This is a genomic window from Gordonia sp. QH-12 (genome assembly GCF_001578675.1).
Taxonomy (GTDB): domain Bacteria; phylum Actinomycetota; class Actinomycetes; order Mycobacteriales; family Mycobacteriaceae; genus Gordonia; species Gordonia sihwensis.
This window is the reverse complement of the sequence record NZ_KQ969282.1, coordinates 363,822-375,994: the sequence shown is the minus strand read 5'-3', so window position 1 is coordinate 375,994 and position 12,173 is coordinate 363,822. Positions and strand designations below refer to the sequence as shown.

The 12,173-nt window shown below is 68.3% G+C and carries 13 protein-coding genes; 11 read left to right on the top strand and 2 right to left on the bottom strand.

Annotated features, from left to right (window positions below; genetic code table 11):
- Nucleotides 1-39 precede the first annotated feature (39 nt).
- From Y710_RS01700 to Y710_RS01680, 5 genes are all read left to right on the top strand, one after another.
- Nucleotides 40-1,308: an acyl-CoA dehydrogenase family protein gene (locus tag Y710_RS01700; protein ID WP_006896202.1), complete on the top strand. Its 1,269-nt coding sequence runs from the start codon at nucleotides 40-42 to the stop codon at nucleotides 1,306-1,308.
- The gene (locus tag Y710_RS01695; RefSeq protein ID WP_006896203.1) at nucleotides 1,305-2,147 is read left to right on the top strand and encodes an SDR family oxidoreductase; all 843 of its coding nucleotides are present in this window, start codon (nucleotides 1,305-1,307) and stop codon (nucleotides 2,145-2,147) included. Before Y710_RS01700 ends, Y710_RS01695 begins: the two co-directional genes overlap by 4 nt.
- A gap of 31 nt (nucleotides 2,148-2,178) precedes the next feature.
- Nucleotides 2,179-3,333, top strand: a complete 1,155-nt coding sequence (locus Y710_RS01690; RefSeq protein ID WP_006896204.1) for an acetyl-CoA C-acetyltransferase — start codon at nucleotides 2,179-2,181, stop codon at nucleotides 3,331-3,333.
- A gap of 156 nt (nucleotides 3,334-3,489) precedes the next feature.
- Nucleotides 3,490-5,001, top strand: a complete 1,512-nt coding sequence (locus tag Y710_RS01685; RefSeq protein ID WP_006896205.1) for an aldehyde dehydrogenase family protein — start codon at nucleotides 3,490-3,492, stop codon at nucleotides 4,999-5,001.
- A 106-nt stretch (nucleotides 5,002-5,107) separates the two neighbouring features.
- Complete coding sequence (locus tag Y710_RS01680) at nucleotides 5,108-5,707, top strand: TetR/AcrR family transcriptional regulator (protein WP_006896206.1); 600 nt, start codon at nucleotides 5,108-5,110, stop codon at nucleotides 5,705-5,707.
- Between the two features lie 10 nt (nucleotides 5,708-5,717).
- Here the strand turns inward: Y710_RS01680 and Y710_RS01675 are convergent, their stop codons facing one another.
- Complete coding sequence (locus Y710_RS01675) at nucleotides 5,718-6,842, bottom strand: class I SAM-dependent methyltransferase (RefSeq protein ID WP_006896207.1); 1,125 nt, start codon at nucleotides 6,840-6,842, stop codon at nucleotides 5,718-5,720.
- 141 nt (nucleotides 6,843-6,983) lie between these two features.
- Here Y710_RS01675 and Y710_RS01670 point away from each other — a divergent pair, with 141 nt between their 5' ends.
- The gene (locus Y710_RS01670) at nucleotides 6,984-8,135 is read left to right on the top strand and encodes a multidrug effflux MFS transporter (protein ID WP_062366135.1); all 1,152 of its coding nucleotides are present in this window, start codon (nucleotides 6,984-6,986) and stop codon (nucleotides 8,133-8,135) included.
- Nucleotides 8,136-8,150: 15 nt separating this feature from the next.
- On the opposite strand, the gene Y710_RS01665 is transcribed toward Y710_RS01670, so the two are convergent.
- On the bottom strand, nucleotides 8,151-9,029 hold the full coding sequence (locus Y710_RS01665) for a LysR family transcriptional regulator (RefSeq protein ID WP_062366044.1): 879 nt from the start codon (nucleotides 9,027-9,029) through the stop codon (nucleotides 8,151-8,153).
- 71 nt (nucleotides 9,030-9,100) lie between these two features.
- Between Y710_RS01665 and Y710_RS01660 the strand changes: the two genes are divergently transcribed.
- The 5 genes from Y710_RS01660 to Y710_RS01640 form a co-directional block, all read left to right on the top strand.
- Nucleotides 9,101-9,475, top strand: a complete 375-nt coding sequence (locus Y710_RS01660; RefSeq protein ID WP_062366133.1) for a nuclear transport factor 2 family protein — start codon at nucleotides 9,101-9,103, stop codon at nucleotides 9,473-9,475.
- A 4-nt stretch (nucleotides 9,476-9,479) separates the two neighbouring features.
- Entirely contained in the window at nucleotides 9,480-10,010 is a 531-nt protein-coding gene (locus tag Y710_RS01655) for an MOSC domain-containing protein (protein ID WP_006896211.1), read from the top strand.
- A gap of 109 nt (nucleotides 10,011-10,119) precedes the next feature.
- Nucleotides 10,120-10,560 carry a VOC family protein gene (locus Y710_RS01650; RefSeq protein WP_006896212.1) on the top strand — a complete coding sequence of 147 codons (441 nt, stop codon included), beginning with the start codon at nucleotides 10,120-10,122 and terminating at the stop codon, nucleotides 10,558-10,560.
- A 51-nt stretch (nucleotides 10,561-10,611) separates the two neighbouring features.
- The gene (locus Y710_RS01645; RefSeq protein ID WP_062366042.1) at nucleotides 10,612-11,583 is read left to right on the top strand and encodes a sigma-70 family RNA polymerase sigma factor; all 972 of its coding nucleotides are present in this window, start codon (nucleotides 10,612-10,614) and stop codon (nucleotides 11,581-11,583) included.
- A gap of 136 nt (nucleotides 11,584-11,719) precedes the next feature.
- On the top strand, nucleotides 11,720-12,173 hold a 454-nt coding region (locus Y710_RS01640; protein ID WP_156479390.1), incomplete at its 3' end, for a DUF222 domain-containing protein.

The window sequence follows — 12,173 nt, the reverse complement described above, 5'->3', positions numbered from 1 at the left end:
CAAAACCTAGCAAATGCTTGGTAGGTTAAGCTAGCGGTCATGACGACGATCAATCTCGCCGATCGCAGCGTCGATCTGGGCGAATGGGCAGCGGCGACGCCGAACGCCGCGGAAGTCTTCGCGGCAGCGGTCCGGGACTGGCTCGAAGCCAATCTCGTCGGCGACTTCGCCGAGCTCCGCGGTCGCGGCGGACCCGGCAGCGAGCACGAGTTCTTCGCCGAGCGGCTGGAGTGGGATCGCCATCTCGCAGCGGCGGGCTGGACCTGCCTCGGCTGGCCGGTACGGCACGGCGGCCGCGGCGCGACCATCGAGCAGCGCATCATCTTCCACCAGGAGTATGCGCGAGCCAACGCTCCGGCGCGGGTGAACCACCTCGGCGAGGAACTCCTCGGCCCGACGCTCATCGAGTACGGCACACCGGACCAGCAGGCGCGCTTCCTGCCCGGCATCGTGGAGGTGACCGAACTGTGGGCGCAGGGCTACTCGGAACCGGGCGCGGGCAGCGACCTCGCCGGGGTCGCGACCACCGCGGTTCTCGACGACGCGTCCGGCGAGTGGGTGGTCAACGGCCAGAAGATCTGGACCTCGCTGGCGCATCTGTCGCAGTGGGCGTTCGTGATCGCCCGCACGGAGAAGGGCTCGACGAGGCACCGGGGACTGAGCTTTCTGCTCGTCCCGCTCGACCAGCCCGGCGTCACCATCCGGCCGATCCAGCAGATCACCGGAACCTCGGAGTTCAACGAGGTGTTCTTCGACGACGCGCGCACCAGCGCCGATCTGATCGTCGGCGAACCCGGCGACGGCTGGAAGGTCGCGATGGGGCTGCTGCAGTTCGAGCGGGGCGTCTCCACACTGGGCCAGCAGGTCGGCTTCCGGAGGGAACTCGACGACATCGTCGCCATCGCGCGGGCCAACGGGTCGATCGACGATCCCGCCGTCGCCGAACGGCTGCGCCGGGCCAAGGTCGGTCTCACCGTGATGGAGGCCAATGCGCGGCGCACGCTCGCCGGCGACATCGTGTCGGAGGCCGGCGCGGCGTCGGTGACCAAGCTGCTCTGGGGCAACTGGCATCGCGACCTCGGCGAGCTCGCGGTCGCGGTGGTCGGTGCGCCCTCGTTGATCGGTCCGCCCGCCACCACCGAGGGTCGCGCGAACGACATCACCGACCCCGAGAACGTCGAACTCGACGAGTGGCAACGACTTCTGCTCTTCACCCGCGCCGACACCATCTACGGCGGCTCGAACGAAGTGCAGCGCAACATCATCGCCGAGCGAGTGCTCGGCCTTCCCCGAGAGGCACGCGCATGAGTGACACCCGACCCGTCTCGCCGCTGGCGACCGCGCCCGAGGAGGTCGGCGGCCACGGCCTGCTGACGGGCAGAAAGGTGATCGTCACCGCGGCCGCCGGCACCGGTATCGGGTTCTCGACCGCACGTCGGGTCCTGCTCGAAGGCGCCGACGTCCTCGTCTCCGACTTCCATGAGCGCCGCCTCGGCGAGACGGTGGAGAAGCTGTCGGCCGAGTTCCCCGAGCAGCAGGTGGCCTCCTTCGTCTGCGACGTCTCAAGCACCGAACAGGTGGATGCGCTGGTCGCGGATGCCGCCGAGCAACTCGGCCGCATCGACGTCCTGGTCAACAACGCCGGCCTCGGCGGCGAGACACCCGTCGCCGACATGACCGACGAGCAGTGGGACCGCGTCCTCGACATCACGCTGAACAGCACGTTCCGCGCCACGCGCGCCGCACTGCGCTATTTCCGCGACGCGGCGCAGAACGACGCGGCGCAGTCCCGGTCGCCTCGGGGCGGGGTGATCGTGAACAACGCCTCAGTCCTCGGCTGGCGGGCGCAGCGCGGCCAGGCCCACTACGCCGCGGCCAAGGCCGGCGTGATGGCGCTGACCCGCTGTTCGGCCGTCGAGGCCGCCGACTACGGAGTCCGCGTCAATGCGGTCTCGCCCTCGATCGCCAAGCATCCCTTCCTGGCGAAGGTCACCAGCGACGATCTCCTCGATGAACTCGCCGCGCGGGAGGCCTACGGCCGCGCCGCCGAGGTCTGGGAGATCGCGTCGGTGATCGCGATGCTCGCGAGCGACTACACCACGTACATGACCGGTGAGATCGTGTCCGTCTCCAGCCAGCGTGCCTGACCCGACCCCGTGATTCTCTAGGAGCTCTCCCATGACCACTTCCGCTTACATCGTCGACGCGGTCCGCACTCCCGTCGGCAAGCGCAACGGCTCACTCGCCGCCGTCCACCCCGCCGACATGGGCGCACATGTCATCAAGGCGATCGTCGACCGCACCGGCATCGACCCCGAGGTGGTCGACGACGTGGTCTTCGGCTGTGTCGACACCATCGGTCCGCAGGCCGGCAACATCGCACGTACCGCATGGCTCGCGGCCGGACTGCCGCTGGGAGTCCCCGGCACCACCGTCGACCGCCAGTGCGGCTCGAGCCAGCAGGCCATCCACTTCGCCGCACAGGGCGTGATGAGCGGGACGCAGGACGTCGTCATCGCCGGCGGTGTGCAGAACATGAGCGCGATCCCGATCAGCCAGGCGATGATCGCCGGTCAGCCGTTCGGCTTCACCACTCCCACGGCCGAGTCGAAGGGCTGGACGCAGCGCTTCGGCGATCAGGAGATCAGTCAGTTCGTCGGAGCCGACATGATCGCCAAGAAGTGGGACATCAGCAGGCGGGAGATGGAGGAGTTCGCGCTCGCGAGCCATCAGCGCGCCAAGACGGCCATCGCCGAGGGTCGCTTCGACAACGAGTACGTGCCGCTGGGCGACTGCGTGGTCGACGAGTGCCCGCGCGAGACCTCCCTGGAGAAGATGGCCTCGCTCGACGTCCTGGCCGAGGGGTCGCAGCTCACCGCGGCCGTCGCGTCGCAGATCTGCGACGGAGCGTCGGCCACTCTCGTGGTGTCCGAGCAGGCGTTGAAGCAGTACGGTCTCACGGCCCGCGCGCGCATCCACCACATGTCGGTGCGCGGCGACGATCCGGTGATGATGCTCTCGGCGCCGATTCCGGCCACCGAGTACGCGCTGAAGAAGACCGGAATGAGCATCGACGACATCGACGTCGTCGAGATCAACGAGGCCTTCGCGCCCGTCGTGCTCTCGTGGCTCAAGGAGACCGGAGCCGATCCGGCTCGGGTGAATCCGAACGGCGGCGGGATCGCGCTGGGGCATCCGCTCGGCGCGACCGGAGCCAAACTGTTCGCCACCATGCTGAACGAGTTGGAGCGCACCGGCGGCCGATTCGGACTGCAGACCATGTGCGAGGGCGGCGGTACCGCCAATGTCACCATCATCGAGCGCCTCGGCTGAGCTGAGACGGCGCACGGTGACCACTCACCCGGCGCGACAGTCGCTGACCGGCGCCGTACCGCCCGCCCTGTGATTCGCGCCACCCGGTGGCTACACTTGGGATGACTACGAGAATTTGTCTCACAGAACGTCAGTGACTCACGAGTGGAGAGTGGAATGACCAAGCCGGCGGATGTGGCAGTGCGTGCGGGAGACAAGGTGTCGTCCGAGGCGCACACCATGGAAGAACTGGTCGACATCCAGAAGGCCGCATTCCTGCGCGACGGCATTCCGGATGCGAAGACGCGCATCGACCGGATCAATCGCCTGGGGCAGTTGCTGCTCGACCACGCCGACGAGATCACCGCCGCCCTGACCGAGGACTTCGGGTCCCGGCCCGCAGATCTCTCGATCGCGGCCGACGTGGCCGGCTGCATGATCGACCTCGCGCACCAGCGCCGCAGTGCCGAGAAGTGGATGCGCGAGACCAACGTGGCGAAGGTGGCCGGGATGGTCGGATTCACCCAGCGGCTGCGCCGCGACCCGCTGGGTGTCGTCGCGATCATGGGGCCGTGGAACTTCCCGCTGCAGCTGACGATCGTGCCCGCCGCGTCCGCGTTCGCCGCGGGCAACCGTGTCCTCATGAGGCCGTCGTCGATCACCGCGAAGACCACCGACGTCATCGCCCGGGTGGCCCCCGACTACTTCTCGATCGAGGAGCTCGCGGTCATCACCAGCAAGCACGGCGGCGGTTCGGACTTCGCGAAGCTGAAGGTCGACCACATGTTCTTCACCGGTTCGCCGGAGGTCGGTTCGTCGGTGGCGCAGGAGGCCGCGAAGAACCTCGTGCCGGTGACTCTGGAACTCGGCGGCAAGAATCCGGCGATCGTCGACCGCGGCACCGACATCACCAAGGCGGCGCACTTCCTGGCCGACGCCCGCATGATCAACGGCGGCCAGGTGTGCCTGTGTCCCGATTACGTCTTCGTACCCGAGGACAAGGTGGGCGAGTTCACCGACAAGGTGATCGCGCGGTGGACGGCGAACTTCCCGACGATCGTCGGGAACGGCGACTACACCTCCACCATCAACGAGAAGAACTACCAGCGGATCGTCGGCCTCATCGACGACGCGGTCAGCCTCGGCGCCACCAAGCGGCAGGTGGTGCCCGCCGGCGAGGAACTGCCGAACGCGCAGGAGCGCAAGATTCCGCCGACTCTGCTGACCGGAGTGAAGCCCGGAATGAAGATCGAGGACGACGAGGTCTTCGGCCCGGTCTTGACTGTCTACCCGTACCGCGAACTGTCGGAGGCGATCGACAAGATCAACTCGGCGGGTCACCCGCTGACCCTTTACTGGGCCGGGGACGACAACGCGAATCTGCGGACGGTCGCCGACAACACCCGCAGCGGTTCCATCTCCGGCAACGACTTCGGACTGCACATGCTCTCGCAGGGCCTGCCCTTCGGCGGCGTCGGACGGTCGGGCATGGGCAACTACCACGGTGAGTTCGGGTTCAACACGTTCAGTCATGCCCGCGCCGTCACCGTGTCGTCGCTGCCGATCTCCTTCGCCGAGGTCATGACTCCGCCGTTCACCAAGCGGGACGCGCGGATGACCGCGATGCAGATGAAGGTGTGGCGGTTCCTCAACCGTCGCGCGATCAAGAAGTCGAACAAGAAGCGCTGAGCCGGCGGCCGCGCGCGCAACGTGTTCGCGCGCGGCCGTATCCCGGCGACGTTCCCCAGCCAAACAAGCACTTGCTAGGGTGGGGGAAGTCGTACGAGGAGGCACGTTGGCGTCGAAGACATCCACGACCGGACCCACCCGCCGCGACGAACTGCTCGGGATCGCCGGTCAGCTCTTCGCCGAACGCGGGCTCCGCTCGACGACGGTCCGTGACATCGCCGACGCCGCAGGCATCCTGTCCGGCAGCCTGTACCACCATTTCGACTCCAAGGAGTCGATCGTCGACGAGTTGCTCCGGAGCTTCCTCGACGCGTTGTTCGCACGCTATCGGGAGATCACCGAAGCCGGGCTGTCCGCGACAGATACTATCCGTCGGCTCGTGATCGTGTCCTTCGAGGCCATCGACTCCCAGCACACCGCCGTGGCGATCTACCAGAACGAATCCCGGCAACTGATCGGGCAGGAGCGGTTCGACTACATCGCCGAACGGAATGTGGAGTTCCGCGCCCTGTGGGCGGCGGTCCTGCGGCGCGGCGTCGAGGAAGGTGACTTCCGCGAAGACCTCGACGTCGAACTCGTCTATCGGTTCATCCGCGACACGGTCTGGGTGGCGGTGCGCTGGTACCGGCCGGGGGGTGCCAAGACCGTCGAGCAGATCGCCGACCAGTACCTGTCGATCGTGCTCGACGGAATCCTTCCGCGCTGAATCGGGCGGGTCAGCGCGCTACCGACGCGGTGACGGTGAACTTCGGATTCCGCGCGATCTGCCTGGTGGGGCCGACGATCCGTTCGAGTGACCGGCGGTAGCGCAGGTGCGAGTTCCACACGCACCACAGTTCGCCACCGGACCGCAGGGCGCGGGCGGCCTCCGCGAAGAGGTGGTGGGCGATACCCGTCGAGAGAGCGGCGTCGCTGTGGAACGGCGGATTCAGCACCACGAATTCCTCGGTCCCGTCCGGGGTCGTCTCCAGACCGTCGGCCTGAACCGCGAGGACGCGGTCGGCGAGGCCGTTCGCTTCGGCCGTCGCTCGTGCGCTCGCCACCGCGGCGGCCGACCGATCGGTCGCGAGAACGGTGAGTCCGGGCCGCGACCGCGCGAGCGCGGCGCCGACCACGCCGTTGCCGCAGGCGAGGTCCACCGCGGTGGCCGCATCGGGTCGTGCGCCGTCGAGTACCGAGAGCAGGAATCGAGTGCCGACGTCCACGCGGGCTCCGGCGAACACGCCGCCGTGGGCCGCGACGGTGAGACCGAGGTCGCCGTCCCGCCGGGTCTGCGGCCACGAACGGGCTCGTTCGTCGGCGAGCCGGGCGCGCGGTCGGCGGGCGAACAGAACTCGCGACTTCTGCCGGGCGTGGCTGACGTCGACGCGATCGAAGAACTCGCCGAGCACGTCGTTCATCGCGACCGACATGTGCTTGATCCGGCCGCCGGCCACCAAGGTCACGTCCGCGTCGGCGTGGGCGGCGATCAGCGCAGCCACCTCGGCGAGCCGGTCGAGGCCGCGGGGCAGTCGTACCAGCACCACCCGGGCGTCGGCGACGGCGTCGGCGACAGAGGGCAGACTGCGGATGTCCGCACCCGCACCCATCGCCTCGGCGTTGCGCTGCAGAGCGCGTTCGCCGGTGATCAGGTCCTGATGACTGCGGACGTCGGTCGCCCCCGCGTCGACCGCGCCGAGTGCGAGGGCGCCGTAGGCGTCGTCGATCACCGCCACCGTGCCGTCCGGTGCGGCCGCGAGCAGATCGGCCGCCTCGTCCAGGATCAACCGGTCGGCGGCATCGGCTGCGACGAGACCGGGGCCTTCGACGTCGGGGGCACGTCGCAGCAGGGAGAAGTCCACGCCCGCAGGTTACCGGCCCGCGGCGGCGGATCCGGCATCGCCGGCCGTGGCCGGTAACTTCGACTCATGGCATCGGATACGTCTGACCGGACGTCCCGCCTCGACGGTGCGAGCGCTCCCGGCAGCGGCATCGGTCTGGCGATGCTGCTCAGCCTCGCCCTGCTGTCGGCCATCGCTCCGCTCGCGACGGACATGTATCTGCCCGGACTCCCGCGGGTGGCGGACGATCTTCAGGCGTCGCCGTCGTCGGTTCAGCTCACGCTCACCGCCTTCATGCTCGGGCTGGCGGCGGGGCAATTGCTGGTGGGACCGCTCTCGGACGGACTCGGACGCCGCAGGCCGCTGATCGTCGGTACCGTTCTGCTGGCCGTCGCGGGGCTCGGGTGCGCACTCGCACCGTCGATCATCGTCCTCATCGCCTGCCGCTTCCTGCAAGGAGTCACCGGCGGGATCGGTGTCGTGGTCGCTCGTGCAGTGATCGCGGACCGGACCTCGGGGGACCGCTCGGCGAAACTGTTCAGCGTGATGATGATCATCACCAGCGCGGCGCCGGTGGTCGCGCCGCTGCTCGGCGGAGCGCTGGTGGGGCCGATCGGGTGGCGCGGTGTGTTCTTCGTCCTCGCCGGCCTGGCGGCGGTGATGCTCATGGCCGTCGTCGCCTTCGTCCCCGAGACGCTGCCCGCGCCGCGCAGGCATCCGATCGAGCCGCGGGCGATCGGATGCGGCATCGGGGCGGTTCTCGGCAACCGCCGTTACCTCGGCTACACGTTGACCTTCGGCATCGGGTTCGGTGCGATGTTCGCGTACATCTCGGCCTCGCCGTTCGTGATCCAAGAGGTGATGGGATTCTCGCCCGGGATGTACTCGGTGCTGTTCGCCGTGAACGCGGTGGGCATCGGTATCGCGGGGTGGACCAACAACCGGCTTCTCGGGCGGTTCCGCCCGCACGCCCTGCTCGCCGCGGGAGTGGCCGTGCTCTCGGCTGTGGGCGTCGCGATGCTGGTCGTCGCACTGGCCGTGCCCGGCGTCCACTGGCTGCTGCTCGTGCTGATGTTCTGCCTCACCTCGAGTTTCGGTTTCACTGCGGGCAACGCGACCGCGTTGGCACTCGGCGAGGTCCGGGAGCGCGCGGGCACCGGCTCCGCGGTCCTCGGGTCCCTTCAGTTCACGGTCGGTGCGATCGTCTCGCCTCTGGTCGGTATCGGTGGGGAGGCCAGCGCGACGCCGATGGCGATCGTCGTGTTCGGCTGCACCGTTCTGGCCGCAGGGTCGTTCGCGACTACGATCCGCTGACCGCCGGGTCGCAGATCACTGCGCGGGGGTGAGCCGGCGGGCGAGCGCTGCGGTCATGGCCCGGGCTGCCGCGGAGGGGTCCGGTCGGCGGGCCAGCGAGAGCGACGTCCGCCGCGAGCGCGCCACCGGGATCGCTACCACCCCCGGATGGCCGGCGGCCATCGACGCGGTGAGCAGTCCGACGCCGCTGCCGAGTTCGGCGAGCGCCAGCACCGCGGAGGGCGAATGCGCTGCCACGGCCGGAACGATGGGCACCTGCTCGGCTGCGGCGGTCTCGGCGAGGGCCGCCCGGACACCGGTGCACTCGGGGAGCGAGAGCACGGTGACGTCGGCGAGTTCCGACAGCGGGACACGGTCGTAGTCGGCCCACGGATGACGGTTCGGAACCACGGCCGCCAACGGCTCGCGAATCAGGGTGCGAGGTCCGAGGGCGGCCGGCAGCGGTGCGGCGTGCGCCACCACCGCGACGTCGAGCCGGCCGAGTTCCAGATCGGCGATCAGCCGGTCGGAGCTGTCCTCGGTGACGGTGACCGAGACGTCGGGGTGGGCACTCCGGAAGTCGGCGAACCCACGCAGGTAGCCGGGGATGGTGCAGCCGATCACGGTGCCCAGCCGAACGTGCCCGCGGACGAGACCGGTGAGCTCGTCAGCGGTGGTCCGGACCGCCTGGACCGCCCGCGCGACTGCGCGCGCGTGGACCAGGATCTCATCGCCTTCCGCGGTCGGGACGACGGTCCGGCCGGAGCGGTCGAGAAGGCGATGCCCGAGTTCCTTCTCCAGCTTGGCGACCTGGGCGCTGACTCCCGATTGGCTGACCAGCAACTCCTCGGCGGCGGCGGTGAACGAGCCGTGGTCGGCGACCGCGACGAGATATCGCAGCTGGTGCAACTCCATAATCAGTGATTCTAGTTCGCAGAAGTACCAGCTGTTGGACGTATACCCGTATGCGGGCGGACAGTGAAGACATGACTGATACATCATCTGCCGTCCCCGCACGCACTCCGCTCCAGATCGCGGAACTCTACGTCGACTGCTGGCGGCGCAAGGACTTCTCCGACCTGCGGCCTCATCTGGCGGATGACTGCGAGTTCGTCGGAGTTCTCGGCACGGCATCCGGACCCGATGAGTTCCTGCAGGGGCTGAACGGCATGGCGGCCGGGACCGACAGCCTCGAGATCCGCAAACGGCTCGCCGACGACACCGACGTCATCACCTGGTTCGATCTCGGCATGGCCGGGGCGCCTCCGACCGCGGTCGCGAACTGGACGCATGTCGAGGCCGGCCTCATCACTCGTGTGAACGTCACCTTCGATCCCCGGGAGATCCTCGCCGTAGGCTGACCGCATGGCCGAAGTCACCGCGATCTGCGTCGTAGCAGCCCTGCATCCGGATCCAGGCAGTGTGGGGACCACGGCCATCGACAAGCGGCCGGTCAGCGGGCCGGTCCGGATCGGCGAATACGGGGCGTTCGCCGATGTGCAGGCCGATCGCAAGCATCACGGCGGCCCGGACAAGGCGCTGTACGTCTATGCGCAGGAGGACGCCGACTACTGGGCGGCCGAGCTCGGCCGGGAGATTCCGCCCGGCTTCTTCGGGGAGAACCTGCGGACGGTCGGAATCGATGTGAACGGTGCGCGGATCGGTGAGCGATGGCGTATCGGCGAGAAGGTGATCGTCGAGGTCACGTCGCCGCGGATCCCCTGTCAGACGTTCGCACGATGGATGGGCGAAGACGGCCGCGGGTGGGTGAAACGATTCGCTCAGGCCCGCCGCGTGGGGCCCTACCTGCGCGTCGTCGAGCGAGGAACGATCACCGCGGGCGATCCGATCGAGGTGCTGACCGTCCCGGACGCCCCCGCGATCCGGGATCTGTGAGCTCTTCGCGGAAATAGATCTCGCGTCGACCGATCAGTTCTGCCGGGCCGGGCTGTCTATCTCTATGACGGCCTCCGAGAGGGACGCCGCAGACTGCAAGGAGACCCCGATGCACAAGATGATCTTCGTGAACCTGCCCGTCGCCGACCTGGACGCGTCCCGGGAGTTCTTCGGGAAGATGGGATACACGTTCGACGACCGCTTCACCGATGAGAACGCCGCCGCGATGGTGCTGGGCGAGACCATCGTCGCGATGCTGCTGCGCCGCGACTTCTACCAGAGTTTCGTGCCCACCAAGCAGATCATCGACGCCACGACCACCAGCGGAGCGATCCTGTGCCTGAGCGCGGAGAGCCGTGAGGAGGTGGACGGCATCGTGAGCAAGGCCCTGGAAGCCGGTGCGACGGCCGGGGACGTGGAAGACCACGGGTTCATGTACGGAAGCTCGTTCTACGATCTCGACGGCCACGGCTGGGAGATCATGTGGATGGATCCGGCCGCGGTGGAGACCGGACCTGAGGCGTACGCCGCGCAGCAGCAGGCGCAGTGACGACCGGGACACCAGTGACCGCTCAGGAGCGGCGGAGGAGTTGACGAGGCGATGACCGACGACCGTGACTTCGAAGCGGCCACCAGTGCCCTGCGCGCCGAGCTTCTCGTGCACTGCTATCACATGCTGGGATCGGCCACCGACGCCGAAGATGTGCTGCAGGACGTGTATCTGCGTGCGTGGCAGGCCTTTCACAGCTTCGAAGGACGGTCGTCGGTCCGCACGTGGATGTATCGGATCGCGACCAACACCTGTCTCAACGCCCTGGAGAGCCGGGCGCGGAGGCCTCTGCCGAGCGGGTTGGGCACCGAGGCCTCCGATCCCCGTGAACCGGTGATCCCGAACCATGAGATCCCGTGGCTGCAGCCGCTGCCGGACGGCGCGCTGGGCGATCCCGCGTCGACGGTGACGGCGCGGGAGTCGGTGGGGCTGGCGATGGTCGCCGCCATGCAGGAGCTTCCGGCGCGTCAGCGCGCGGCGTTGATTCTGCGCGACGTGCTCGCGTTCAGTGCGGCCGAGACCGCCGAAGCACTCGACATGACAGTCGCGGCGGCCAACAGCGCGTTGTCGCGCGCACGCAGGGCGGTCGGCGAGGGCACCCGGCTAGAGGGCCGGCGCGTCGCGGAACTGTCCGACCACGAGCGGCAGGTGTGGGACGAGTTCTGCGCTGCTTTCGAGCGGCACGACATCCCCGGCGTGGTGGACGTGCTCGCCGCCGATGCGGTGTGGGAGATGCCGCCGTTCCCGGGCTGGTATCTCGGCGCCGAGAACATCGGAGTGCTCACCCTCAGCCAGTGCCCGGCCAAGGAAGCCGGCGACATCAGGATGATCAAGACGTCCTGCAACGGGTTGCCGGCGGCCGGGATGTTCATGCGCGACGGCGACGTCTGGCGTCGTTTCCAACTCGATGTCCTGACGATCGTCGACGGTCGGGTGGCGCACGTCGGTGCCTTCTTCGAGCCCGAACTGTTCTCGCTGGCGGGCCTGCCGGAGACGCTGTCGGGCGCCGCTGAGGACCGGTGAGGGTGGGGACTGGCTGAGGCAGATTGGCACATATGATCGATTCCCTAATGTGTTCTGTCATACCCCGTTGGTAGAGTTCTGGTAGGTCAAGAAAACATGGTTTGACCAGCTGAAACACTCGGGGGAGGTGGCAGTGATGAGCGGTCCGATCACCGATTCGATCGCGACTGTCGTTGCCACCGGTGCGCTGCCGGGGCGGCCCGCCGAACTACTCGCCCTGATCGATGCCGCGGCGGTCAAACTCGCCGAGACCTCCCTGTCGCCGGAGACCGAACCGGAACTGCTGGCCCACACACAGACTGCCGAACGGATTCGGCGACGCTGGGACGGCATCTCCGCGGCGCTGCTGGTGGAGGTCTCCGACCGCAACGCGCACCGCACCGCCGGCTATCTGAATCCGTACCAATACCTCTCACAGGGCTTGCGGCTGGGGACCCGGGAGGCGGGTCGGCGGTTGCGGATGGCTGAGGCGATCGGTGAGTTCTCGAACTTCCAGGGGCAGACCCTGCCTCCGCGCAAGCCGGCGACCGCTGCCGCGGTGGCGGGCGGGACTGTCGGCGCCGAACACGCGTTGGTGATCTCGGGCGTTT